This is a genomic window from Streptomyces sp. ADMS (assembly GCF_033441795.1).
Taxonomy (GTDB): domain Bacteria; phylum Actinomycetota; class Actinomycetes; order Streptomycetales; family Streptomycetaceae; genus Streptomyces.
On record NZ_JAVFVX010000007.1, the window covers coordinates 119,533 to 143,737 of the forward strand.

A 24,205-nucleotide genomic window follows, 5' to 3' on the forward strand; every position below is an offset into this window, starting at 1 on the left:
GAGGCGCCGTTCCGCCCTGAAGGGGCACTGTTTCCCGCCGGGGAGGCGCCGTTCCCCGTAGAAAGGGCACTGTTCCCCGCCGGAGAGGCGCCGTCTCGCCCCGGAGAGACACCGTTCCCCGCCAAAGAAACGCCGACCCGCATCGGAGTGGCCCCGTTCCGACCCGAGGCGGCGCCGTCCCGCGCCGGAGAAGCCCTGGGACAGACCGGCATGGCGTCGCGTCGAGCCGTACCCGCGAGGGGTAGTGATCCTCACTCCTTCATCACCTCCGCCGTTCAGGCCGGCCGGCACGGTGACGCCGATGCGCTTGCCGCCCAGTGGGAGCAGGCCGCGTTTCGTGATCATGGCCCCGCCTCCGAACAAGCGCTGCACTGGACCGAAGTCCGGGCCGATCTCGCGATGTTCGCCGGGGATCCGGCCCGGAGTTGTCGGGCCTGGCTCACCGTCGCCGGTACGCGGCTCCGTGCCGGCCAGGCGCCGGACTCACCAGCCGTCGAGGCGGCCGTCGACCGGGCGCACCACCAGTGGACGAGCCTCGGCGAGAGCGCGGACGCCCGTGAACTCGGGCCGGTGGTAGTCGAGTTGCGGCGACGGGTGCCCGGGCGCCGCGAAGGGGCCCTGCGGCATGCCGAGCGGTTGTTGGAGGGGCTGCGGATGGTGCGGGCTGTTCAGCGTGTGTCTGGTTGAGCGGTTGTTGGAGATGCTGCGGATGGTGTGAGCCGTTCAGCACGTACCCGGTTGAGCCACCGTTGGAGAAGCTGGGGATGCGCGGGGCCGTCCGGCGTGTGCCCGGTCAGGGCGCCGACAGCACAGTCAGTGCCCCCGACACCAGCGTCCGCACCCCCGGCGCCACCGTCGACAGGTCCGGTGCGAACAACGGGCTGTGGTTGCTCGGTACCGACGCGAGCTTCGCCATCAGGTCGTCGCCCCCCTCCGCCGCGTCCCACACCTCGGCCGGTGTCGTCGTCACGAACCAGTACGCGTACGGGAGTTGCTCCACCGCCAGGTGGGCGAAGTCCTCGCTGCCCATCGCCGGGCCGGGGTCGAGGACCGTGCCCGCGCCGAAGACCTCACGGTGGGCCTCGGCCACCTGTTCGTCGAGCGTCGCGTCGTTGACCGTCATGGGGAACGTCGCGCCGACCCGGATCTCGGGCTCGCGCGGGCAGCCCGCCGCCAGGCACTCGCCCTGGGCGATACGCCTGATCGCGGCCAGCATCCGGTTCCGTACGTCGGCTGACTGGGTGCGCAGGTTCAGGGCGATACGGGCCGTCGCCGGGATGATGTTGTGCCGGGTGCCCGCCTCGATCACGCCGACCGTCAGGACGGCGGAGTCGCGGGCCGCGATCTCGCGCGAGACGACCGTCTGGAGGCGCGTGACGACGTAGGCCGCCGTCACCACCGGGTCGACCGTCGTTTCGGGGCGGGAGCCGTGGCCCCCTCGGCCGTGCACGATCACGTCGACGTCCGTCGACGCCGACATGATCAGGCCGGGGATGTGCGGGTAGAGGCCGACCGGGCCCGGCGCCGCGTGTTGCGCCAGCAGCGCGTCCGGGCGCGGGAAACGGTCGTACAGGCCGTCCGCCACCATCGCCCGGGCGCCCTCGCCGGTCTCCTCGCCGGGCTGGGCTACCAGCACCAGCGTGCCGTTCCACGTGTCCCGGCCCGCCGACAGCGCCTGGGCGGCGCCCGCCAGCCAGGTCACGTGCAGGTCGTGGCCGCAGGCGTGCATCACACCGGGGACGGTCGAGGAGTACGGGAGGGCGGTTTCCTCGGTGACCGGGAGCGCGTCCATGTCGGCCCGGAGCAGGACCGTCGGGCCCTCGCCGTTGCGCAGGACACCCACGACGCCCGTGCCGCCCACGCCCTCCGTCGTCTCGTATCCCGACTTCCGCAGGGTTTCGGCGAACAGGCCCGCCGTGCGGTGTTCCGCCAGGGACAGTTCCGGGTGGCGGTGCAGGTCGCGGTAGAGGTCCTCCAGGGCCGGGACCGGGAGGTCGGCGGTGAGATCGAGCGCGGTGCGGGCGGCGGTAGAGGTCACGAGGGCAGCGTATGACGCCGACGCGGTGACCGGATCACTCGTTCGGCCGCGCACTCGCGGCCGTCGGCCGCCGCCGCTGGTATCCACGAGGGAGGGGGCTGGTAGTACCTGATCACCTACCGAAGGAAGACCACGCATGGTCACCACGACCCACGGCACCACCAGTCTCGCCATCGACTTCACCCAGGGGCTGGACGACGCCTGGTCGAAGATCGCCACGTTCGTGCCGAAACTCGTCGCGTTCCTCATCGTCCTGGCCATCGGCTGGTTCGTGTCGAAGCTGATCGCCCGTGTTCTGGACCGCGTCCTGCGCAAGGTCGGTTCGGAGCGGATGTCCGAACGGGCCGGTACGGCACGGTTGCTGGAGGATTCCGCGTACGACCTGACAGGGATCATCTGCAAGATCGTCTACTACGCGCTGATGCTGATCACCCTCCAGCTCGCGCTCGGCGTCTTCGGCACCAACCCCGTCAGCACGATGATCAACGACATCGTGGCCTGGCTGCCGCGCGGCATCGTCGCGGTCGTTCTCGTCGTCGTGGCCATGGCCATCGCCAACGCGGTGCGCGGGATCGTCGCCGGCGCGCTCTCGTCCGTCTCGTACGGCCGTACCGTCGCCACCGTCGTCTGGGGCTGCATCCTGGCGCTGGGCGTCATCGCCGCCCTCGGCCAGGCCGGCATCGCCCGCGACGTCACCCGGCCGGTGTTGTACGCGGCGCTCGCCACGGTCGCCGGAATCCTGATCGTCGGGCTCGGCGGCGGCATGATCGCGCCGATGCGGCACCGCTGGGAGCGGATGCTGACGACGGCCGAGCGGGAGACCGTGACCGCCAAGGGGAGTGTCAGCGCCTATCAGGCGGGCCGCGCGGACGCCCTCGCCAACCAGCCGGTCCGGGAGAGGAGCGAGAGCGGCAGCGAGAGGAGCGACCTGCCCCCGCGTTCGAACGACATGTAGCCGGGAGGGACGACGGGGCCGGCAAGTGGTGCCGCCGGTGGGACGGGGCGGGGGAGTTCTGGTCCCACCGGCGGCTGCTGTCGACGGCCTGGGTGTCAGGCCGGGTGTCAGAACGCGGGTACCGCCGACGGGCGGGCCTTGTTGATGTTGCTCTGGAGGTTTCCGGTCAGCGGGAAGTTGGCGGCGCCCCACTTGGAGTTCCACAGCGCGTTGCGCGGCGTGGCGGCCATGTTCTCCATGCTGACCAGGCCCGGCCGGTCCCAGCCCCCGTTGCCCCAGGCCTCCGCGGTCTCGCCCCACTTGGCGAAGCGGAAGGCGTGCGTGCTCGCGCCGTCCTTGTGGTAGACGATCTTGACGCGGTTGCCGTCCATCGGCACCTCGTTGATCGGGTGGGTGCTGTAGCCGCCGTGGCGGGAGGCGGCGAGGTAGCTGGGCCGCTCGGCGCCCTGCTTCTGGAAGACGACGACGGACTCCCAGTCGTGGCGGTGGCCGAAGGCGTCGGCGCCGGCCAGCGTCTGGTCCTTCTCGAAGTAGAGCGCGTAGACGTACGCGCACCAGCCGTTCTTGCACCAGCTCTGCGTGTACGTGTTGGCCTTGCCGAGGTGGTTGGTCCGGCAACCGCCGGTGATCGACCCACTGTTGTTGAGGCCGCCGTTGAGCTTTCCGCCGGCGTCGACGGCCGCCGCGGGGAAGCAGCTGTCCGAGTCGTAGTCGAAGAGCGGCATGTACTTGTTCTGGAAGGTGCCGGCGCTCGCCGGCAGGGGGTTCAGGATCGCGGCGGACGCGCTCGTCGAGATGCCGACGGTCAGTGCGCCGGCGCTGACCGCGACGAGCGCGGCCCTGCCGAGACGGGACGTCCTGCTGGTGTGCGTGGCTGCCTTGGACATTGCGGGTTGCTCTCCACTTGGTCGTGCCGGGAACACGGCTCGGTCGTGCCGTTCGTCCGGCGTGGCGGGACCGAGACTGGCAGCCGGAAAGTTGACTGGCACCCCTTTCGTCAGGCCGTTCAATTCCGTCGTCGGGTGTTCGTGTTCACCGCCCCGTCCGTTTTCCTTGTGAACAGGTATGCCGCTCGGACCGTTTTTCCCTGTGATGTGACTCCTGTGCCGTATGAGGATGGGGAGGGAGGAGTTCATGGGGCGTCCCGAGAGACCTGTGGACCCGCAGGCCGGTCCCGTACAGAGGTTCGCCCATGAGCTGCGGGAGTTGCGGCGGACGGCGGGCGGGCCCTCGTACCGGCGGATGGCCGAGGCGGCCGGGTTCTCCGCGGCGACGCTGTCCGAGGCGGCGCGCGGGGAGCGGCTGCCGTCGCTCGCGGTGGCCCAGGGGTACGTACGGGCGTGCGGGGGCGACCCGGGTGAGTGGGAGCCGCGCTGGAAGGACGCCGAGACGGAGGTGGCGTCCGCCGCCCGTGACGAGGACGGGGAGGCCGCGGCGCCGTACCGGGGGCTGGCCCCCTTCGGGCAGGACGACCGGGAGCTGTTCTTCGGGCGGGACGAACTGGTCGGCGAGCTGCTGCGGCTGGTGCGGGAGCACAGGTTCGCCGTGGTCTTCGGGGCGTCGGGGAGCGGGAAGTCGTCGCTGCTGCGGGCCGGGCTGATACCCCGCCTCCGGCAGGAGAGCGCCGGCGGGGAGCGCCCCGGCCCTGCCGTACTGCGGGTCTTCACCCCCGGGGAGCGGCCCGCCGAGACGTACGGGCACCTGCTGGCCCCGAAGCACGGGGACCCGGAGAGCTGGGTGGTGATCGACCAGTTCGAGGAGGTCTTCACCCTGTGCCACGACCGCGCCGAGCGGGCCCGGTTCCTCGGCCTCCTGCTGGCCGCCCGCGACCCGGACACCCGTTTGCGTGTACTCGTGTCCGTACGGGCCGACTTCTACGCCCGCTGCGCCGAGCACCGGGAGCTCGCGGACGCGCTCGGCGGGGCCGGGCTGCTGGTCGGGGCGATGACGGCGGAGGAACTGCGGGAGGCGGTGACCAGACCGGCGGCGGCCGTCGGGCTCCTGGTCGAACGGGAACTGACCGCGCGGATCGTCGAGGAGGTCCTCGACCGGCCTGGCGCGCTGCCGATGCTGTCGCACGTGCTGCTGGAGACCTGGCGCCGGCGCCGGGGCCGGATGCTGACGCTGGCCGCGTACGAGGCGGCGGGCGGGGTGCGCGGGGCGATCGCGGCGAGCGCGGAGGAGGTGTACGGGCAGCTGTCCCCCGCCCAGGCGCGCAGCGCCCGCCAGTTGCTGCTGCGGATGGTCGAGCCGGGGCAGGGCAGCGCCGACACCCGGCGCCCGCTGACCCGGGCCGAGCTGGCCGAGTGGAGCACCGACGACCAGGTGCCCGTGGTGGTGGAGCGGCTGGCCCGGGCACGGCTGGTGACGGTCGACGAGACGGGCGTACAGCTGGCGCACGAGGCGCTGATCACCTGCTGGCCGAGGCTGCGCGACTGGATCGAGGCGGACCGGGAGTTTCTGCGCCACCATCGGCGGCTGGCCGAGGAGACCAGGCTGTGGCTGGAGCACGACCGTGACCCGGGCGCGCTGGTCCGGGGCAGCAGGCTGGCCCGCGCCGAGGAGCTGTTCGCCGGTGAGCGGGCCGGGGAACAGGGACGGCTCACCCCGACCGAGCGGGAGTTCCTCGCCGCAGCGCTCGCCGCCCGCGAGGCGGAGCGCCGGGCGGCGACCCGTACCGCCCGGCGCTCCCGCGTCCTCGTCGCCGCGCTGTCCGCCGTACTCGCGGTGGCCCTGATGGGCGGGCTCGCCGCCTGGCACCTGACCGTCGACAACGAGCGCCACCGCACCGGCACCGCCGCGCGCCGGGTCGCGGAGGTCGCCGACGCGATGCGGACGACCGATCCGCGCACCGCGATGCTGCTGGGCGTCGCCGCCTGGCGGATCGCGCCGCTGCCCGAGGCCCGCCGCGCCCTGCTCGGTTCCCTCGCCCAGTCGGAACACGCCGTCTTCACCGACCCGGCGCCGGGCGACGGCCCGGCGCGTTTCCTCGCCGACTCCGGCCGTACGCTGCTCAGCGTCGACGGCGGTACCTGGCGGACCTGGGACGTGGTCGACGCCCGCCCGGTCGCCTCCGGCCGGCTCCCGGCCGGTGAGGTGGTCGCGGCAGGTCCCGACGCCCGGGTCCTCGCGGTCGCCGGTGACGCAGGCATCCGCCTGTGGGACACGGCCGCCGACCGCTGGACCGGCGACCCGCGCCCCCTCCCCTTCACCTCCGTCACCGACATCGCGGCGGGCGGCTACGTCGTGAGCGACATCGACGACGACCGGGTACGCCTGCGGTCCGTCACCGACGGCAGGGTGCTGTTCGAGGAACGGGTGGCGGGCGGCCTGATGACCCCGGCCGTGAGCGCCGACGGCCGTCTGGTCGCCGTCTGTGCCGGGGGCCGGTTCCCGCAGGTCTGGGACATCGCCCGTCACCGCACCCGGCCCGGCCCGTGGGAGCGGACCGCCGGCCTGTGCGAGGAGGCGGAACGGACGGCCCTGGTGTTCGGTGCCGACGGCAGGAGGCTCGCCGCGCTGTCGGAGTCCGGCGTACGGGTCTGGGACACGGCGTCCGCCCGCGAGGTCGCGCACCTCGACGAACCGGGCGCGGAACGGGCCGCGTTCACCCCGGACGGCACGTTCCTCGCGACCGCCGACGGCGCGGAGATCCGGGTGTGGAGGCTGTCGGACCCGGCCGCTCCCGTGTTCCGGCACCCTCTCGACAACCAGCACCTGTACGGCCTTTCGTGGGACCCTGCCCGCCGGACCGCCCTGCGCTACCTCGAAGGCGGCGCCGTCCACTGCCTGGAACTGGGGAAGGCGGTCACGCCCCGCTGGCGCGAGACCCCGGTGACGGCGGTACGCGTGAGCCCGGACGCACGTACCTACGCCACCGCCGAACTCGTCGGGGACCGCCACCGTTTCGAACTCCGGGCCACCTCCGACAGCCGCCTGCTGCGCACCCTCCCCGCCCCGCCCCCGCCCGTGTCGGCCGACCCCGCCGAGCCGGTGATTCCGGAACACATGGTCGCCCTGCTCGCGTTCAGCCCCGACGGCAGGGCGCTCTCGTACGGGGTCTCGGCCCCCGGCAGGGAGGCGTCCCCGCAGCGCTTCACGGTCTGGGACCTGGCCCGCGACCGGGCCCGGGCCACCCTGGAACTCGCGGCCCCCGAGGCCGTCGCCCCGGTGGTCGCCCTGGCCCTGGGCCCGGGCGGCGACACCCTGTACGCGGCCCGGCTGCCGGTCCTGGGTGATGTGAGCGACGAGGCGTGGGACACCGGAACCGGCCGCCGGGCGACCGTTTTCACCGGCCTGTCCAGCACCCACCTGGCCGTCCACCCCGGCGGCGGCCTCCTCGTCGGCGACAACCGCAGCGCCCGCCTGCCCGCCGGGAACGTCGCCGGAGAGGGCCTCGTCCAGGGCGAACAGATCGGCGCCCTCGCGTTCGCCGCCGACGGTTCACGCCTCGCGGCGGGCGACCTGACCGGCAGGGTCGCCCTGTGGGACGGTGAGTTGAGGGACCGTACGGGCATCCTGCGCAACGTCTTCCCCGCTCCCCTGGGTGAGGAACCGGAAGCGGTGAGCGCGCTGGCCGTCAGCCCCGACGGCGCCACCCTGGCCGTCGGGGGCAGTACCGGCACACTCCAGCTCTGGGACATCGCCACCCAACAGCCCCTGGGCGGCCCCCTGACCACACCGGGCGAGCCGGTCGACACCCTCGCCTTCGGCCCCGGCAGCGGCACGCTGTACGCGGGGAGCGCACATGTCCCGCTCCAGCGGTACGCCGTCGACCCGGAACGGGCGGTCGCCCGGGTGTGCGCACGGGCCGGCGCCGGAGCGGACCTCTCGCGGGAGCAGTGGCGGACGTACGTGCCGGAGATGGCGTACCGCGGGGTGTGCGTCAGCTGAACGGGTCGAGGGTGATGTACGCCGTCCGCGGGGCGCCGTCGTTGACCAGCGACTCGTGGTTGCCGACGTCGTCGAAGGCGAAGGCGTACGCGCCCTAGTCGGCGCGCTCGGTGAGGAGGTCGTGCCGATGGGCCAGCCAGCTGATGGCGGTGAGGCGGCACACCGCGTAGTCGTGCCCGACGGGTTCGCGCCAGTCGAGTTCGTCGAGCGCGTCGAGGAACCCGAGGGCGTAGTCGGCGAGGTCTTCGCGGTGCGGCCGGCGGGGGACGAGCCCGGGGCCGCCGGCCGCGATCCGTTCCCTGATCTCGGCGACGTGCTGGTCCACGGCCGCCGTGAAGGCAGGCTCGAACGCGAACTCCGCGAAGCGGGGCGCGAACGCGCTGCTGATTCTGGCCAGAGGGGACATTGCTCCAAGGTATGTGGGAGAAGGGGGAGGAAGGAGAGGGGTATGTCATGGTTTCCGTCACACCGGCTCCTTGCTCTCGCACTCGAACCAGACGGTCTTTCCGGTACGTGTGGGATGCGTGGGCAGGCTGTACCAGCCCCAGCGGTCGGTGACGGCCTCGACGATCAGGAGTCCGCGCTCGCGTTCTTCATCCACAGCTGTGGAAAACTCCGGGCCCCGCGGTTCCGTGTCGGTGACCTCGACGAGAACCCCGCCAGGTCGCCGCAGCATCAGTACGGTGGCACGCCGGTCGGGGACATGCCGTAGGACGTTCGAAACCAGCTCGGTCAGGGCGAGGGTGGCCGAGTCGGCGAGGTCGGGCATGCCTCAGGAGTCGAGGTACGCCCGCAGGATGCACCGCAGGTGCCGGGCCGAGTGGTCACCGAGGGTGAAGTTCATGCCGTACCTCGGCCCAAGTGGGCTTTCGTCCAGGTCGGTTGCGTCAGTTGCGTGATTCACGTCACCAGAGTGAGGTGGCGTGGTTACGCTGGGCTACCTCGTGAATCCAGCTATGTGAAGCGTCGGTTTGGAGGTGGCCCGCCGTGCCCAACATCCGCGAACTCGACCCCAGTGCGTCTCCGCTGGACTACTTCGGCTTCGAGCTACGGAGGAAGAGAGAGGAAGCGGGCCTCACCCAGGGGGAGTTGGGTGCGTGCATCTTCTGTACGGGATCACTGGTGGGCCAGGTCGAGACGGCGAGGAAGGTCCCGACCAGGGAGTTCGCGGAACGGGTGGACGCGGCACTGGGAACGGACGGGGAGTTATCGCGGTTGGTGGGGTTGGTGCTGCGGAGCCAACTGCCGACTTGGTTTCAGGCATACGCGGAGATGGAGGCGAGGGCCACGTATATCTCGTCTTACCAGGCTCAGTTGATCGACGGGCTTCTGCAATCGGAGGCGTACGCGCGCGCAGTTCTGGGTGTCCGAGGCGGTGACGATCTCGACGCGAGCGTGGCCGCGAGGCTGGATCGTCAGCGGCTCCTAGCGCGCCAGGACCCGCCGCTGGTGTGGGTGGTGCTGAGCGAGGCGGTGCTGTACCAGACGGTCGGCGGCCAGGAGGTCATGCGAGAGCAACTCGCCCACCTGTTGGACTTCTCGGCGGACGGGTGGACACAGATTCAGGTGCTGCCATTCGGAGCAGGCCAACACCCGGGAATGATGGGCGCGTTCAACCTGCTGCGCTTCGACAGCGATCCGGACCTCGTCTACACGGAAGACTTCGTCCAAGGCCATATGACGGCCGATCCAAGCAAGTTCAGGGAAGGCTCCCTCCGTTACGATCAACTGAAGGCTGCTGCCCTCTCGGTTGGCGACTCGGCGGCGCTGATCGCGCGCGTAATGGAGGAACGGTATGGGCATCAACCAGGACCTGTCGGCCGCGCGGTGGCGTAAGTCCAGCTACAGCGGCGACACGGGCGGGCAGTGCGTCGAATGCGCCCCCCTCGGCACCGCAGCCTGGCGTAAGTCGTCGTACAGCGGCACCAGCGGCGGCGACTGCGTCGAAGTAGCCGCAACCCCCCTCGCCCCCCACATCGCAATCCGCGACTCAAAGGCCCCCGACCTGGGCGCTCTCACGCTCACGCCGGAGGCCTTCGTCGCGTTCGTCAGCTGGTCAGGATGACGAGCTGCTGGGTCGCCCAGGACATCCCGACGTAGCGATCCTCTTTACCCCTCTTCGCGCACCTCCCGGTTCGGCCGATTCCTACATCGCCCCTTTGAGTCGCACTTGGGGACTATCGGTACGGCCTCGTTTCGTTCAGTGGAAGAAGACTTCCATTGACGGGCCGGTTACGTGTGCGGCATTTGGGAGAAACAACCCGCCCGTTCTCTTTACGTCATCCGGCGCCATCGTGGCGGCCCGCGCAGGAAGAGAACGCGATGACGGACACGGCCAGAGACCCCGGCGGAGATACGGAGACCGCGGACAGGGAGGGCTACTCCCCCCGCCTCTACAACGAGGATCTCGCCCCGGCCACCGAGCGCAAGTGGGGCGCGTTCAGCATCTTCAACGTGTGGACCTCGGACGTACACAGTCTGTACGGCTACTTCCTCGCCGCCAGCCTGTTCCTCGTGGCGGGCAACACGTTCAAGTTCCTGATCGGCATCGGCGTCGGATCGCTGATCATCTACTACCTGATGACGCTGATCGGAAAGGCGGGCGTGCAGACGGGCGTCCCGTACCCCGTCCTGGCCCGTGCCTCCTTCGGCACGTTCGGTGCCAACGTCCCCGCGCTCGTCCGGGCCGTGGTCGCCACGTTCTGGTACGGCGCCCAGACCAGCGCGGCGGCGGGCGCCATCGTCGCCTTCCTGATCCGCTACGACGGCCCGAAGGACCTGCACGAGACGACCACCCTCTTCGACCACACCGGCCTGGAAGTGATCTGCTACCTGGTTGTCTGGGCGGCCCAACTGCTGATCATCAGCAAGGGGATGGAGACGGTCCGCCGGTTCCAGGACTTCGCGGGCCCCGCGGTCTGGCTGATGATGCTGGTGCTGGCGGTGGCCCTGTCGGTGAAGGCGGGCACGCTGTCCCTCTCCATCGACATGCCGGCCAAGGATCTGGCGGCGCTGGCGAAGAGCGCGACCGGCCTGGACGTGACGCCGGGTTCGTTCGCCGCGATAGCGGCGATAGCGGCGACCTGGGTGACGTACTTCGCCGCGCTGTTCCTGAACTTCGGTGACTTCGCCCGTTTCACGCCGGACGAGAAGACCCTGAAGAAGGGCAACGTCTGGGGCCTGCCGGTCAACCTGATCCTGTTCTCACTGGTGGCGGCGCTGACAACGGCCTCCGCGAGCAGGGTGTACGGCGAGGTCATCCTCGAACCGGCGGCGATCTCGGCGAAGTTCGACAGCGCGTTCCTCGTCCTGCTGGCCGCACTGACCTTCGCGGTGGCGACCCTGGGCATCAACGTCGTCGCCAACTTCGTCAGCCCGGCCTTCGACTTCGCCAACGTGGCCCCGAAGCACATCACGTTCAAGCGCGGTGGCCTGATCGCGGCGGTCATCGCGCTGCTCCTCTACCCCCTCCACCCCTGGGACAACGCCCCGAGCTTCGTCAACGCCATCGGCTCGACGATGGGCCCGATCTTCGGCGTGGTGGTCGTCGACTACTACCTCCTGCGCAAGGCCCGGCTGAACGTCCCCGACCTCTACAGGGAGGACGGCGAGTTCCGCTTCCAGGGCGGCTGGAACGTACGCGCCTTCGCGGCGGCGGCAGTCGGCGCGATCTTCTCCAGCATCCTCCCGACGTACGGGCCCGCGGGGTACGGGGCGGCGCTGGGACCGTACTCGTGGTTCATCGGGGTGCTGGTCGCCGGGACGATCTACTTCGGGGTGAGCGGGGGCAAGAGCCCGCTGATGGGTCGGCAGCGGTCGGGGACGCCTGCGGCTTGAGAAGGAAGGGGCCGGCGGCCTGCGGAAACGTGACAGCACTCTCGTTCGAGTGAATGGTTCCGGATTCGGTATTCGGGTCGCCGGTCTACTCTGGGACTGTCGCGCTGAGCGAAGGAGGTCTGACATGGCGACGGCGGAGCCGATCATCATGCCGGGTTACCAGGGCGAGGCCATTCACGGTCCGTACGACGATCCTGATGATCCCGATGGCGAGCGCTACGAGAGGCGTATGCGTGAGTACCTGGGCGGCGCGAGCGTCGAGCAGGCCTTCGAGCTGTTCAGTGCGGCTGCCCCTGAGGGCTGGCGCGTAGAGCTGGTCGAAGGGGAGATCTATGTGGTGCCACCGGCGAATGGGGAGCACGAGGAGATTGTGTCGGAGCTCAGCGGGCAGGTCCGGGACCACGACAAGGGGCTGGGCCGCTATACCGGCATCGGCCTGAACGTTCCCGGAGCCTCCGAGACCGGCCATGTCATCCCCGACCTGGTCGTCGCCCCCAAGGGCAGCTTCGACGACGAGGAGGAGTGGCACGGGTCGGAGGCCGTACTCCTGGTCGCCGAGGTCACCTCCACCTCGACCGCCGCCCGCGACCGTGACAAGAAGATCCGCGGCTACGCCCGTGCCGACATCCCCGTCTACCTGCTGATCGACCGGGAGGAGGGCGAGGTGCTGGTGTACTCCGAACCGTCGGGCGACGACTATGCCAAGAGCCTGAAGCACAAACTGGGCCTGACCGTGCCCCTGCCCGCGCCCCTGGGGTTCGAGCTGGACACGGCGGAGTTCTGAGCGCGGGCGAGGTTCCGGCGGTTCTGATGGTCCGCTGGAACTGACGGTTCCCTACCCCGGCCGACCCGGAGCCTGGCCCAGTTCCTGGCTCAGTGGCCCGGCATGGTGCGGCTCCGCCGCCCGCGCCGGGCCCGCGTTCGCTGCGATGATGAGTGTGGCGGCGGCGGCGATCGCCGCGCAGACCGCTCTGAAGTGTGAGAGCACGGCAACCTCGCAACAACAGCGACGTATTAAGCACGTTTAACCCGGGGCTTAACGTAGGGGTTGACTGACCTCAACGGCAAGTAGGTGCAAGGGAGTTGGCCGATGGCGGAGCGGGACGACCCGGAAGTCATCGGGCGCAGGGTGCAGCGGCTGCGCATCGAGCAGGGGCTGACCCAGAAGCAGTTGGCGGAGCCCGCCTACACCCCCGCCTACATCTCCACCCTGGAGGCAGGCCGCGTGCGGGCCTCCGACGAGGCTCTGCGGCACATCGCCGAGCGACTCGGGGTGGCGTACGAGGAGCTGGTGACCGGGCGTCCGGCCCACCTCGCGACGGGTCTTCGGCTACGCCTCACCGACGCCCAGCGCACCCTCGCCACCGGCGAGACCGAGGCGGCGGCCAAGCGGTACGGGGAGTTGAGGGACGAGGCCGCGCGGCTCGGGCTGGTGGCGGAAGAGGCGACCGCGCTGCTCGGGCTCGGGGAGTGCGGGGTGGAGACCGGGGATCTCGCGGCCGCCCAGGAGTACTTCGAGCTGGCCGAGCGCTGTCTCGCCGACGAGCCGCTGACAGGGCGGGTGCCTGCCCTGCGTGGGCGGGCTGTCGCTCATTACCTCGCCGGTGAACTCCGTTACTCCGTATACCTCCTTGAGTCCACGATCGACGAGCTGAACCGCGGTGGGCTGCACGATCCGGACGCGCTGCTGCCCCTCTACGCCAGCTCCATCGCCCCCTACATGGACATGGGCGCCCACGCCCGTGCGGCCCAGGCGGCCGAACTCGCCCTCGCGCTCGCCCCGCAGGTGCGCGATCCGGCGCTGGTCGCCCGTATGCACCGGCAGGTGGCCCGGACGATGCTCGCCGAGGGGCGGTACGCGGAGGCCGACGCCTCGCTGGGCAAGGCCGCCGACCTGTACCGGCAGCTGCAGATCCGTACCGAGCTGGCCAACTGCCACTGGATGCGCGGGTATCTGTACGCCCAGCAGGGCGAACTCGCCAGCGCGGAGGCCGAGTTGAGGGAAGCGCAGGCCATGCTGTCCGCCAAGCGCGCCGCGCTCTACAGCAGCCAGGTCACGGTCGAGCTGGCCGACGTACTGCACCGGCGCGGCAAGTCCGAGGAGGCGGCGGCGCTGCTGCAGGACGTACTCGGGGATTTCTCGTCGGAGCGCGGTGCCATGCACTCGGCGGCCGCCCACCGGCTGCTCGGCATCATCGCCGAGGACGCCCGGGACACCGAGCGGGCGGAGGAGCACTACGTACGCGCCCTCAGCGTCCTGGAGCGCGCGGGCGCCGCAGGAGACCTCGCCGACCTGTGCCGGCTGCTCGGTGATCTGCTGCGCCGGACCGGGCGGGTCGAGGCCGCGCTCGACGCCTACCGGACGGGACTGGGCCACCGTACGGCCCCGGGGACCACCACCCTCGGCCCGGCGCCCGCACAGCCTCCTCTCTGAGCAACCGTGGGTGGCGCACAGTGCGGGCGGTTACCCTTCGGCCGGACCTGTGAACACCTGAGCGGGACGGTACGAACGCGTGGACAGCGAGCACAGCGGATACGACGGCGGTCGGAGTGTGGCCGACGGGCTGCGACTCGTCGTACGCGCGTTCGTGTACGCCGTGGTCGGCGGCATCGCGCTGATCGCGATCGTGACCGTCGCCTCCGTACTCGGGCCGACCCTCGCCCTGGACCTGTACACGCCTGCCGTGGCCGCCTGGTGGACGGTGTTCACGGCGATCGTGGTGCAGGGGGTGCCCTTCCTGCTGCTGGGCACGGTGGTGTCGGCGGCGATCGGGGCGTTCGTACCGGAGAAGGTGTTCACCCGGCTGCTGCCGCGCAACCAGGCGCTCGCCGTGCCGATCGCGGGCGCGGCGGGGGTCGTCCTGCCGGGGTGTGAGTGCGCGTCCGTGCCGGTGGCGGGGAGTCTGATGCGGCGCGGGGTGGCCCCGGCCGCGGCGCTCGCGTTCCTGCTCTCCGCCCCGGCGATCAACCCCGTGGTGCTGGTGGCGACCTCCATCGCCTTCCCCGGGCAGCCACAGATGGTGCTCGGGCGGCTGGTGGCCTCCCTGGCCACGGCGGTGGTCATGGGCTGGCTGTGGGCGCGGTTCGGGCGGGAGGAGTGGCTGCGGAAGCCGACGTCGGCGAGCGGGTCCTCGTCCTCCGGCTGGCGCGCGTTCCTGCCCGGGCTGCAGCACGACTTCCTGCACGCGGGCGGCTTCCTGGTGGTGGGCGCGGGGGCGGCGGCGACCTTCAACATCGTCGTACCGAGGTCCGTGCTCGACGTGTTCACCGGCTCGGCGTGGCTGTCGGTGCTGCTGCTCGCCGTACTGGCGGTGGTGCTGTGCGTGTGCAGCGAGGCGGACGCCTTCGTGGCCGCGTCGCTGAGCGGCTTCTCGCCGACGGCCCGGCTCGCCTTCATGGTGGTCGGCCCGATGGTCGACCTCAAGCTGATCGCCCTCCAGGCTGGCACTTTCGGACGGTCCTTCGCCGTCCGGTTCTCGTCGGTGACATGGGTGGTCGCGGTGACGAGCAGCGTGGTCGTCGGGGGGTGGCTGCTGTGAGGCGGTACGGGCCTGCGGTGCTGTTGCTGCTGACGGGCGGGGCGGTGCTGAGGATCGCGCTGTTCAGCGAGCTGTATCTGAGGTACGTGCAGGAGGGGCTGCGGCCGTACCTGGTGGTGTCCGGGGTGGCGCTGGTCGTGCTGGGGGCGCTGGCCGTCGTGGCACGGCGCCGCGACGAGGACGACCGTGACCGGGGGTGCGGTGACGGGGGGTGCGGTCACGATGGCCGGGGGTGCGATGACCAGGCGCCCGACCACGACGACCACGGGCACAGTCACGCTCACGGGCCCCGGGTCGCCTGGCTGCTCACCCTCCCCGCCCTCGCGCTGCTCCTCTTCCCGCCGCCCGCCCTGGGCTCGTACAGCGCGGACCGGGAGGCGGCTCAGCGGGCCGCGCAGGGCGTGGGTACCTTCCCCGCGCTGCCCGCCGGGAATCCGCTGGAGCTGACGATCGGCGAGTTCGGCTCGCGCGCGATCTTCGACAGCGGAGCGTCCCTGAAAGGCCGTACCGTCCGCCTGACCGGCTTCGTCACCCACGGGGACGACGGCACCTGGTACGTCACCCGCCTCCTCGTCTCCTGCTGCGCGGCCGACGCCACGACGAGCAAGGTCGAGATACGCGACGCCGACGCCCCGGTCACGGACACCTGGGTCACGGTCACCGGAACGTGGGTGCCGAAGGGGAGGCTGGGGTCGGACGCGGCGTGGCCGCCGGTGCTGGACGCGGGGTCCGTGAAGAAGATCGCGGCGCCGGCGAATCCGTACGAGAAGCGGTGACGTTCGCCCGGAACCGAGCGGCGGTGAGCCGTGGGGAAAGGAACGGACCAGGGGAGGACGCTGTTCCGGGAGGCCTTCGGGACCTCCTGGAAACAGCCGACAGAAGCTCCATTCCTGCTATTTGGGGCCATTGATGGCTGTCCGGCGCTAGGGTTCCCTTGATGCGCAAGGTGTGGTGCGTGTCACATGTCACTACGGTGCATCTGGGGGGCCTCGTGCACGAGATGGTCAAGGGCGCCAATGTCGGCCTGGCGGCGCTGAGCGAGGACGTCGGCTCGGTGATGGTGAGACTGAGCTGGAGCAGCCCGACGGGGGAGGGAGACGCGGATGTGTCCGTCCTGCTGCTGACCGCCGACGGCAAGGTCCGCAGCGACGGGGACTTCTACTTCTACAACAATCCCGTCGCCGCCGACGGCAGTGTGCAGTTGCTGGGCAAGGCACCTACGGCCGACGGCAACGAGGACCGCATCACCTTCGACCTGACGGCGATCGCGGACGACGCCGAGCGGATCGTCGTGGCGGCGAGCCGCTACGAGGGCGCCCGGTTCTCCGAGTTGCACGACCTGCGTCTGACGCTCGCCGACGGCGCCGGCGAGAGCCTGCTGCGCTTCTCCGTCGAGAATCCCGGCGAGGTGGGCGCGCTGCTCTTCGGCGAGTTCTACCGGCGGGGCGGGGACTGGAAGTTTCGGGCGATCGGCCAGGGGTACGAGTCCGGACTCGCGGGCCTGGCAACGGACTTCGGCGTCGACATCGACGACGATGCGGAGGAAGTGGAGGAGGCGGACGAGAAGCAGGACGCGCAGGCCGTGCCGGTGACGGAGGAGCAGGCCGAGCCCCTGCCGGCCATCCCCACGCAGCCGACGAGCGAGCGCCCCGCACAGCCCGCGCCCCCGGATCGGCCCGTATCCCCGGAGCAGTCGCCGGCCAAGGCCGCGCCGCGGCCCCGTACCGCGAAGAAGAAGGTCACGCTGCCCAAGGTGGCCAGGAAGTCCCTCGCCGAGAACGACTCCTGGCGGGTGGCGAGACTCTTCCCCGCCTCCGCCCTCAAGAGTGACCGTGAGCGCGAGACCCGGGCGACCTCGGTGCTGTTGTCGGTGATGGCCCAGGTCCCGGAGTTCGGGCGGCGGTTGACGGCCGCGTTCGGGGCGCCCTCCGGTCGGATGGAGACCTTCACGGAGGTCACGCTGCCCAACGGCGACACCCCGCGCCGCCCCGACGGTGTGATCCGGGTCGAGCGGGCAGGCAAGCTGTGGACGGCGCTGGTCGAGACGAAGACGAACGGCAACTCCCTCAAGCCGGACCAGGTGCAGGCGTACGCGGACATTGCCGCCCGGCGCGGCTACGAGGCCGTCATCACCCTGTCCAACGACGTCGAACTCGACGGCAGCCCGCTCATCGAGGTCAAGATGGACGGCCGGCGCAAGCACAAGGTCGCCCTCTGGCACCTGTCCTGGGCCGAAGTCGCCCACCAGGCACAGATGTTGATCCGCCACGAGGGCGTCGGCAACGCGGCGCACGCCTGGCTGCTCCAGGAACTGCTGCACTACCTGCAGCACGAGAACTCCGGCTGCCACGGCTTCCAGAACATGGGCCCCGCCTGGGTCCCCGTGCGCAACGGGATCGACGACGAGACCCTGTGCCAGGGCGACTCCCGCGCGGTCGATGTCGTCGAGAGCTGGGAGCGGCTGGTCCGGCAGGTGTGCCTGCGGCTGGGCGGCGAACTCGGCCAGAAGGTACTGCCCGTGCAGCGGGCGAAACGCGGCAGCGATCCACGCACACGCCGCGCCGACCTGGCCGACCGGCTGTGCGGCGACGGCCGGCTGGAGGCCGAACTCCGTATCGAGGGCACACCCGGCATCCTCGCCCTCTGCGCCGACCTGCGTACCGGCAAACTGCGTACGTCCATCGAGATCCCCGCTCCCGAACAGGGCTACCCCCTCACCTGGACCAAGCGGCTCGTCCGCCAACTCGCCGACGCTCCCGCCGATTTGCACGTCGAGGCGCTGCTCTCCGGCCAGGCGCCCGGTCCCCGAGGCACCCTGGAACGGCTCCGCCCGGAACCGGCCGACCTCCTCCCCAAGGACGGCACGCCGATCACCGGCTTCCGCCTGTCCCTCTTCCGCGGCATGGGCAACACCCGCGGCAACGCCGAGTCCGGCTTCATCCGCAGCGTCGACGAGTCCGTGGACCGCTTCCACGCCCACGTCGTCGTCCAACTGGACCGCCGTACGTCGTCCTCGTCCCGTATGCGGGAGTCGGTCGCCGCGGGCTGATGGCGACCGCACCACGCGACGCGGCGCTCTGGCCTGTCGGCTCCGCAACTTCCGTACGGGTCCATGCACACGCGGTGCTTCAGCGCTGCCTGGCGCTGCGACACGTCGAGATGGCCGGCGCCGGCAGCCAGTGGCTGAGGATCGCGCCCATAGAGGCCGTCGTGCCCCAGCCGTACGCCGCGGAGAAGTCGGCGGGGGTGTGCAGAGACGTATGTGCCGTGCACCTCGATCGTCGGGTCGGTCGAGTGGTCGGTGGCGATCACGCGCCGGCCTCCAGGCCCATGGAGACCAGGGTGATCGTCGCGTGGACGAGGCCTGTTGAGCAGGCCGGTGAGGCCACCCACTCGTAGGCCGGGTGCACTCGCTTCACCAGTTCGCGGAAGGCCGTCACGAAGACGATCGGGAAGGCGAGCGCGAAGATCCCGGTCAGGAGGCCGGCCAGGACGTTCGCGTCCGGGGGCGGGCCCGAGTGGATGAAGTAGAGGGTGGGCGGCGCGAGCAGGAGGCAGGCCTGGATCGCGGGTCAGTAAAGGTCCTGGTCCTCTTCCTGCTCCGAGCCCTGATCCGGGTTCTGGTCCTGGTCCTGCGCCTGTTCCCAGTCCTGCCCCTCTCCCTCGCTCTCCCCTTCCTGCTCCTGCGGCTGGACCGGGGCCGGTGTCGGTGTCGGTGTCGCGCTCCGGCCCTGCACCGGCGTCTGGGGCGGGGCCGGGCTCTCCTGCCTGGTCTGCTTCAGGCGTTCGGCGCCGACCTGCAGCGCGTGCACCGTGTACTCCGTGCGGGGCTCGGTCAGGCCGCCGTTGGTGAGGACGATCGCGTCGTCGCCGACCCGGACGGCGGCGAGATCCAGGGTGAGCGTCGCCGGGGCGCCGTCCAGCTCGCCCCTCGTCGCCAGCCGCAGGCCCTGCCTGGCGTCCCCCGCCTGCGGCAGCCCGACCTCCGTGACCCGCACCTCCTGCCGGTCGCCGTGCGGTCCGACCGCTGTGAAGCGGGCGCACTTCTGCGGCATCGTCCTCAGCCAGGCGAGCCCCTTGTCCACATCGGCGCGGTGGGCGGCGGTGACCTGGTAGCGGAGCTGGCCGCCCTCGTCGTAGTCGTCGAAGCCTGCGACGGCACGGGCGCCGGCCGGTTCGCCGAGCAGCTCCTCCGTGTACACGGCGTCGAGGAGGCGTCCGCACTCGGCGTTGTCCGCCGTCGCCTTGAGCAGCGCGTCCCGCCAGAGCGCGGCGCCCTCGGTGGGGGCCCAAGGCGCCCCGAGATCGGCGTCGGTGAGGAGGGCGCGCCGGGCCTGGACGTCGGTGAGGGCGGGCGGGGCGGCGGAGGCCCGCTGTGCGGCGGGGGCCGCCGGGGCGGTGGGGGAGGTGGCGGGTCCGGCCTGCCGGCGTTCCGTGCCGACCCCGGTGCGGTCCTCGTCGTGCATGCACGCGGCCATCGTCAGCAGGGTGCCCATTCCGAGGGCCGAGGCGAGCAGACGTACCGCACGGGGAGAGGGCCGACGGGTCATCAAGGGGTTCCTCCAAGAGGTGGCGGTACGTCAGATCTCCTCCGACGGCACCATTGCCCGCGCGGTCCCACCAGCGGGCCGGGCCGTACGGGTGAGCGGGCGGCCGGGGTCGCCGGGATGCGGAGTCCGGCGGCGCGGTCGCCGTCCGCCATGGCGACGGCGATCTTCCGGGAGCGCGGAACTCGGGTGAGGGGCCGGACTGTGAAAACCTGTGCAGCCGGGAAAGGAGCCCTCACAGTGACGACCGCGGAACCCACCGCCCACGCTCAGCCCGACTCCCTTGGCGCTGCCCGAGGGAGTTCGACTCAACCCGTGCCCGTCATCATCGACTGCGACACCGGCATCGACGACGCCCTGGCCCTGCTGTTCGCCGTACGTCACCCAGGACTCGACCTCCGCGCGGTCACCTGTGTCGCCGGGAACACGGACGTCGACCAGGTGGTACGCAACACCCTCACCGTCCTCGACCAGGCCGGCGCCCCGGACCTGCCCGTCGCGCGCGGCGCCGAGCGGCCCCTGATCGAGCCGGCGCGGCCCGCCGCCCACGTGCACGGGCGGGACGGCATGGGCGACATCGGCCTGGCCGCGCCCACCACGCGGACGCCCGTCGACGTGGACGCGGTGACCCTGCTGCGCCGCGAGATCCTCGGCTCGCCACGCAGGGTCACCCTCATTCCGATGGCCCCGCTCACCAACATCGCGCTGCTGCTGCGTACGCACCCCGAGGTGACCCGCAACATCGAGCGGATCGTCTTCATGGGCGGTGCGGTGGCCACCGGCAACGCCACGCCCGTCGCCGAGTTCAACGTGTGGCACGACCCGGAGGCCGCCGCGGTCCTGCTCACCGCCGGGGTGCCGATCACGATGTACGGCCTGGACGTCTTCCAGCGCGTCGTCGTGCCGGCCGCCGATGTCCAGCGGTTGCGCGCGAGTGCGGAACCGGGTGCGCGTCTCGCCGGTGAGCTGCTCGCCCACCGCGACCCGGCGGCCACCGGCGACCCCACCCCCACCGGCGGCCTCGGCGACGCGGGCGCCGTCTGCTCGGTCGCCGACCCGGCGGGGCTGACCACCAGCCTGCTGCCGGTCGAGGTCTCCCTGGCCCCCGGTCCGACCCGGGGCCAGACGGTTGTCGACCGCCGACGGCGCCCCGGCGAGGCCGAGATCCACCACGGCACGCGTGCACAGCCGCTGGTGGACGTGGCGTTGGACATCGACGTGGAGCGCTACGTGAAGCTGTACCTGGGGACGGTCGAGAACCGGTAGGCATCCCCGGAACCCGGAACCCGGAACCCGGAACCCGGAACCCGGAACCCGGAACCCGGAAACGCCGACCGCCCCGGTGCCGCTCGCGAGGAGCGGCACCGGGGCGGCCGTACTGGACGTACTCAAGCGTTACTGAACGGGGTTACGAACCCGCGCGACCAGCCTTGCGTCGCTTCGTCGCCACCACGATCGCCGCGCCGCCGATCAGCAGCGCGCCGGCGGCGCCCGCGATCGGGCCGGTGGCGCTGCCGCCGCCGGTCTCGGCCAGCGGGGGCTGGGAGCTGTCCGGGCTCGTCGGCGTGGCCGGCGGGGTGGACTCCGGCACCGACTCGGACGGCGTCGGCGTCGACGGCGTCTCGGAGGCGGGCGGGGTCGTCTCGGACACCGGCTCGGAGGGGGTCGGCGTACCCGGGGTCTCCTCGGCCGGAGGCGTCGGGGTCGGGGTCGGGGTGCCCGGGGTCTCCTCGGCCGGAGGCGGCGTGGTCGTGCAGTCCTTCGTACCGCCGTTCCAGGCGGCGATCAGCTTGTCCTTGATGACCGGACGGTCCGGACCCTTGGGCAGGTCGCCGTGCTCGAAGCCGTCGTTGGCGTCGAAGTCGCCGTCGAACTTGACCTTGCCGCGGTAGAGGTCGATCTGCGCGTAGCAGCCCGCGTCGGGCACCGCGATGTCGAGCGAGCCGGTCTCGCCCTGCTTGACGGTGACGGTGTCGAAGTCGACGAAGACCTGCTCGCCGGAGGTGGCGAAGGTGGCACCGTGGGCGAGGTAGGAGGCGAGGGAGGCGGTGCAGGTGCTGGCGTCACCGGCGGTGCGGACCTGGACGTGGACCTTGCCGTCGTCGGTAGGCTTGAGGTTCTGGTCGTCGACGCGGACCGAGTCGAAGAAGTTCTTCCCGTCGAGGGAGAACTGGCATCGGTCGGTCTCGGTCTTAGTACCCGCGCCGGCGCCGGGCTTGTAACCGCCGGTCTTGGAGCCCCAGCCGTCACCGCCGGGCGTGCCGGTGGCCCAGGCCCCCGAGGCCGAGGCCGCGCAGAGGGCGAGTGCGGCGGCGCCCGTCCCCAGGAGGTGCAGCGGGCTGACACGTCTCGCTATGGACATGCGGATCCCATCTTCGCGTGTGCGAAAACCCGGGTACGGCGGGAGGGCAGCGCGTTGCGGCCGGGCCGTACCGGGGGAGTGTGGTCGAAGGAACGCTGGGCCCATTGGTCATATGCGCCACAGCGTTTCCACATCGTGGATCTTGCGGACCGGAGTGTCAACTCAGCGGAACGTAAAGGAGGCTCGCGGATCATCACAACTGAGCCACAGAGGGAAGGACGTGTTCCGGAAGCGCATGCGTTCACTTTCCCGGCGAAGGGGACAGAGTTGGGCTTGTCGTCCGCCGGAGAAATGCCACAGCAAGGAGAGAGTAAGTGCCCGAACCGACCCCTGACCGTCGGCCCCCGTCGTACCCGCAGTCTCTGGACACCTCTTCCCGGGACCCCGACTGGTGGCGCCAGGCGGTCGTCTACCAGGTGTACCCGCGCAGCTTCGCCGACGCCGACGGCGACGGACTGGGCGACCTGAAGGGCATCACCCAGCGCCTGACGCATCTGGCCGCGCTGGGCGTGGACGCCCTCTGGCTCAGCCCCTTCTACCCCTCGGAACTCGTCGACGGCGGCTACGACGTCGCCGACTACCGCGACGTCGACCCCCGCCTGGGCACCCTCGACGACTTCGACGACATGGTCGCCGAGGCCCACCGACTCGCCCTCAAGGTCATGGTCGACATCGTCCCCAACCACACCTCCCGCCGGCACGTGTGGTTCGAGGAGGCCCTGCGCTCGGCCCCCGGCTCCCCGGCCCGCGACCGCTACGTCTTCCGTGACGGCAGGGGTGCGAACGGCGAACTCCCGCCCACGGACTGGCACTCGGTGTTCGGCGGCAGCGCATGGCAGCGGGTGACCGAGGACCAGGCACCCGACGGCCAGTGGTACCTGCACCTCTTCACCCCCGAACAGCCCGACCTCAACTGGGCCAACGAGGAGATCCGCGCCGACTTCCGCACCACGCTCCGTTTCTGGTCCGACCGGGGCGTCGACGGCTTCCGCATCGACGTCGCCCACGCCCTGGCGAAGGACCTCGACGTCCCGCTGCGCGACCTCGGCACCCCCGAACTGGGCGGCGAGGAGGCCCTCGCCGCCTTCCCGCCGGGCACCCACCCCTTCTTCGACCGCGACGAGGTCCACGAGATCTACCGCGACTGGCGCAAGATCCTCGACGCCTACACCCCGCCCCGCATGGCGGTCGCCGAGGCCTGGGTCCCGGGCGCCCGCCGCGCCCTGTACGCCCGCCCGGACGAACTCGGCCAGGCCTTCAACTTCGAGTATCTGCAAGCGGGTTGGGACGCGGAGGAGCTGCGCCAGGTCATCACCGACTCTCTCGCCACGGCCCGTTCGGCGGGGGCGTCGGCCACCTGGGTCCTCTCCAACCACGACGTCGTACGCCACGCGTCCCGCCTGGCGCTCCCCCCGGGCACCGACCTGAACGCCTGGCTCCTGTCGGACGGCACCGCCCCGCCGGTCGACGAGCAGGCCGGCCTGCGCCGGGCCCGGGCGGCGACGCTCCTGATGCTGGCGCTGCCGGGTTCGTCGTACGTCTACCAGGGCGAGGAGCTGGGCCTCCCCGAGGTAGCCGATCTGCCCGCCTCGGCTCTCCAGGACCCGATCTGGGAACAGACGGCGCACACGGGCAAGGGCCGCGACGGCTGCCGGGTCCCGCTGCCGTGGACGACGACCGGTCCGTCGTACGGCTTCGGCGCGGGCGGGGCCTGGCTCCCGCAGCCGGCGCGCTTCGCGTCGTACGCCGTCGAGGCACAGGACGGGGCCGAGGGCTCGACCCTGGAGCTGTACCGCACGGCCCTCGGTTTGCGCCGCCGCCTGCTGGCGGGCGAGGGCCTGACCTGGGCGACGGAAGACGCCCCCGGTGTCCTCGACTTCACGCGCACGGACGGCTGGCGCTGCGTGACGAACCTGTCGGACGCGCCGGTCCCGCTGCCGCCGGGCGGGGTACTGCTGAGCAGCGCCCCGCTGGAGCCGGGCGGAGACCTGGCCCCGGACACGACGGTCTGGCTCGGAAACTAGAAAGAGAAAG

Annotated in this window: 20 protein-coding genes and 2 pseudogenes; 13 read left to right on the plus strand and 9 right to left on the minus strand. The window is 71.3% G+C overall.

Features of this window, described 5'->3' with window-relative positions:
* Nucleotides 1–210: 210 nt before the first annotated feature.
* On the plus strand, nt 211–687 hold the full coding sequence (locus RB628_RS05325) for a hypothetical protein (RefSeq protein WP_412180594.1): 477 nt from the start codon (nt 211–213) through the stop codon (nt 685–687).
* A gap of 106 nt (nt 688–793) precedes the next feature.
* On the opposite strand, the gene RB628_RS05330 is transcribed toward RB628_RS05325, so the two are convergent.
* Nucleotides 794–2,038: an amidohydrolase gene (locus tag RB628_RS05330; RefSeq protein ID WP_318319094.1), complete on the minus strand. Its 1,245-nt coding sequence runs from the start codon at nt 2,036–2,038 to the stop codon at nt 794–796.
* Nucleotides 2,039–2,174: 136 nt separating this feature from the next.
* On the opposite strand from RB628_RS05330, the gene RB628_RS05335 reads away from it, so the two are divergent.
* On the plus strand, nt 2,175–2,993 hold the full coding sequence (locus RB628_RS05335) for a mechanosensitive ion channel family protein (RefSeq protein ID WP_318319095.1): 819 nt from the start codon (nt 2,175–2,177) through the stop codon (nt 2,991–2,993).
* Between the two features lie 107 nt (nt 2,994–3,100).
* On the opposite strand, the gene RB628_RS05340 is transcribed toward RB628_RS05335, so the two are convergent.
* Nucleotides 3,101–3,880, minus strand: a complete 780-nt coding sequence (locus RB628_RS05340) for an NPP1 family protein (protein WP_318319096.1) — start codon at nt 3,878–3,880, stop codon at nt 3,101–3,103.
* Nucleotides 3,881–4,127: 247 nt separating this feature from the next.
* On the opposite strand from RB628_RS05340, the gene RB628_RS05345 reads away from it, so the two are divergent.
* Nucleotides 4,128–7,886: a hypothetical protein gene (locus tag RB628_RS05345; protein ID WP_318319097.1), complete on the plus strand. Its 3,759-nt coding sequence runs from the start codon at nt 4,128–4,130 to the stop codon at nt 7,884–7,886.
* Here the strand turns inward: RB628_RS05345 and RB628_RS42520 are convergent.
* The 4 genes and pseudogenes from RB628_RS42520 to RB628_RS05360 form a co-directional block, all read right to left on the minus strand.
* A pseudogene (locus RB628_RS42520) lies at nt 7,879–7,977 on the minus strand (hypothetical protein); the annotation flags it as partial. The gene RB628_RS05345 and the pseudogene RB628_RS42520 sit on opposite strands and share 8 nt — an antisense overlap.
* 3 nt (nt 7,978–7,980) lie before the next feature.
* A complete protein-coding gene (locus RB628_RS05350) occupies nt 7,981–8,292 on the minus strand; it encodes a DUF6401 family natural product biosynthesis protein (RefSeq protein WP_318319098.1) in 312 nt (103 codons plus the stop codon).
* 57 nt (nt 8,293–8,349) lie between these two features.
* Nucleotides 8,350–8,655, minus strand: a complete 306-nt coding sequence (locus tag RB628_RS05355; RefSeq protein WP_318319099.1) for an ATP-binding protein — start codon at nt 8,653–8,655, stop codon at nt 8,350–8,352.
* Between the two features lie 3 nt (nt 8,656–8,658).
* The gene (locus RB628_RS05360) at nt 8,659–8,790 is read right to left on the minus strand and encodes a hypothetical protein (protein WP_318319100.1); all 132 of its coding nucleotides are present in this window, start codon (nt 8,788–8,790) and stop codon (nt 8,659–8,661) included.
* 83 nt (nt 8,791–8,873) lie between these two features.
* On the opposite strand from RB628_RS05360, the gene RB628_RS05365 reads away from it, so the two are divergent.
* The 8 genes from RB628_RS05365 to RB628_RS05400 all read left to right on the plus strand — a co-directional run bounded on the left by RB628_RS05365 (nt 8,874) and on the right by RB628_RS05400 (nt 18,311).
* A complete protein-coding gene (locus RB628_RS05365) occupies nt 8,874–9,722 on the plus strand; it encodes a helix-turn-helix transcriptional regulator (RefSeq protein ID WP_318319101.1) in 849 nt (282 codons plus the stop codon).
* Nucleotides 9,682–9,951, plus strand: coding sequence for a DUF397 domain-containing protein (locus RB628_RS05370; RefSeq protein ID WP_318319102.1), 270 nt, complete (start codon nt 9,682–9,684; stop codon nt 9,949–9,951). Before RB628_RS05365 ends, RB628_RS05370 begins: the two co-directional genes overlap by 41 nt.
* A 257-nt stretch (nt 9,952–10,208) precedes the next feature.
* On the plus strand, nt 10,209–11,723 hold the full coding sequence (locus RB628_RS05375; protein ID WP_318319103.1) for an NCS1 family nucleobase:cation symporter-1: 1,515 nt from the start codon (nt 10,209–10,211) through the stop codon (nt 11,721–11,723).
* 229 nt (nt 11,724–11,952) lie between these two features.
* Nucleotides 11,953–12,507 (plus strand): Uma2 family endonuclease, encoded by a 555-nt coding sequence (locus RB628_RS05380; RefSeq protein ID WP_318319126.1) that lies wholly within the window; start codon nt 11,953–11,955, stop codon nt 12,505–12,507.
* A 306-nt stretch (nt 12,508–12,813) separates the two neighbouring features.
* Nucleotides 12,814–14,157 (plus strand): helix-turn-helix domain-containing protein, encoded by a 1,344-nt coding sequence (locus tag RB628_RS05385; protein WP_318319104.1) that lies wholly within the window; start codon nt 12,814–12,816, stop codon nt 14,155–14,157.
* A 79-nt stretch (nt 14,158–14,236) separates the two neighbouring features.
* Complete coding sequence (locus tag RB628_RS05390; protein ID WP_318319105.1) at nt 14,237–15,262, plus strand: permease; 1,026 nt, start codon at nt 14,237–14,239, stop codon at nt 15,260–15,262.
* The gene (locus RB628_RS05395) at nt 15,259–16,038 is read left to right on the plus strand and encodes a TIGR03943 family putative permease subunit (RefSeq protein WP_318319106.1); all 780 of its coding nucleotides are present in this window, start codon (nt 15,259–15,261) and stop codon (nt 16,036–16,038) included. The genes RB628_RS05390 and RB628_RS05395 overlap by 4 nt, the downstream gene beginning before the upstream one ends.
* A 224-nt stretch (nt 16,039–16,262) precedes the next feature.
* Entirely contained in the window at nt 16,263–18,311 is a 2,049-nt protein-coding gene (locus tag RB628_RS05400; RefSeq protein ID WP_318319127.1) for a TerD family protein, read from the plus strand.
* Between the two features lie 79 nt (nt 18,312–18,390).
* Here RB628_RS05400 and RB628_RS05405 read toward each other — a convergent pair.
* Together RB628_RS05405 and RB628_RS05410 are read right to left on the minus strand one after the other, a co-directional pair.
* Nucleotides 18,391–18,828, minus strand: a pseudogene (locus RB628_RS05405) (hypothetical protein).
* 6 nt (nt 18,829–18,834) lie between these two features.
* Nucleotides 18,835–19,812 (minus strand): hypothetical protein, encoded by a 978-nt coding sequence (locus RB628_RS05410; RefSeq protein ID WP_318319107.1) that lies wholly within the window; start codon nt 19,810–19,812, stop codon nt 18,835–18,837.
* Between the two features lie 312 nt (nt 19,813–20,124).
* Here RB628_RS05410 and RB628_RS05415 point away from each other — a divergent pair, with 312 nt between their 5' ends.
* Complete coding sequence (locus tag RB628_RS05415; RefSeq protein WP_318319109.1) at nt 20,125–21,075, plus strand: nucleoside hydrolase; 951 nt, start codon at nt 20,125–20,127, stop codon at nt 21,073–21,075.
* Between the two features lie 142 nt (nt 21,076–21,217).
* Here RB628_RS05415 and RB628_RS05420 read toward each other — a convergent pair whose 3' ends face one another.
* Complete coding sequence (locus tag RB628_RS05420) at nt 21,218–22,171, minus strand: LAETG motif-containing sortase-dependent surface protein (protein ID WP_318319110.1); 954 nt, start codon at nt 22,169–22,171, stop codon at nt 21,218–21,220.
* 314 nt (nt 22,172–22,485) lie between these two features.
* Here RB628_RS05420 and RB628_RS05425 point away from each other — a divergent pair, with 314 nt between their 5' ends.
* Nucleotides 22,486–24,195, plus strand: a complete 1,710-nt coding sequence (locus RB628_RS05425) for a glycoside hydrolase family 13 protein (RefSeq protein ID WP_318319111.1) — start codon at nt 22,486–22,488, stop codon at nt 24,193–24,195.
* The last annotated feature ends 10 nt before the right edge of the window (nt 24,196–24,205 follow it).

Excerpts from the sequence above, each read along its gene's own strand:
- RB628_RS05400 (WP_318319127.1), top strand. The coding sequence starts at position 16,263 with ATGGTCAAGGGCGCCAATGTCGGCCTGGCGGCGCTGAGCGAGGACGTC.
- RB628_RS05350 (WP_318319098.1), bottom strand. The coding sequence starts at position 8,292 with ATGTCCCCTCTGGCCAGAATCAGCAGCGCGTTCGCGCCCCGCTTCGCG.
- RB628_RS05335 (WP_318319095.1), top strand. The coding sequence starts at position 2,175 with ATGGTCACCACGACCCACGGCACCACCAGTCTCGCCATCGACTTCACC.
- RB628_RS05325 (WP_412180594.1), top strand. The coding sequence starts at position 211 with ATGGCGTCGCGTCGAGCCGTACCCGCGAGGGGTAGTGATCCTCACTCC.
- RB628_RS05420 (WP_318319110.1), bottom strand. The coding sequence starts at position 22,171 with ATGTCCATAGCGAGACGTGTCAGCCCGCTGCACCTCCTGGGGACGGGC.
- RB628_RS05375 (WP_318319103.1), top strand. The coding sequence starts at position 10,209 with ATGACGGACACGGCCAGAGACCCCGGCGGAGATACGGAGACCGCGGAC.
- RB628_RS05340 (WP_318319096.1), bottom strand. The coding sequence starts at position 3,880 with ATGTCCAAGGCAGCCACGCACACCAGCAGGACGTCCCGTCTCGGCAGG.
- RB628_RS05355 (WP_318319099.1), bottom strand. The coding sequence starts at position 8,655 with ATGCCCGACCTCGCCGACTCGGCCACCCTCGCCCTGACCGAGCTGGTT.
- RB628_RS05345 (WP_318319097.1), top strand. The coding sequence starts at position 4,128 with ATGGGGCGTCCCGAGAGACCTGTGGACCCGCAGGCCGGTCCCGTACAG.
- RB628_RS05370 (WP_318319102.1), top strand. The coding sequence starts at position 9,682 with ATGGGCATCAACCAGGACCTGTCGGCCGCGCGGTGGCGTAAGTCCAGC.
- RB628_RS05380 (WP_318319126.1), top strand. The coding sequence starts at position 11,953 with ATGCGTGAGTACCTGGGCGGCGCGAGCGTCGAGCAGGCCTTCGAGCTG.
- RB628_RS05385 (WP_318319104.1), top strand. The coding sequence starts at position 12,814 with ATGGCGGAGCGGGACGACCCGGAAGTCATCGGGCGCAGGGTGCAGCGG.
- RB628_RS05410 (WP_318319107.1), bottom strand. The coding sequence starts at position 19,812 with ATGACCCGTCGGCCCTCTCCCCGTGCGGTACGTCTGCTCGCCTCGGCC.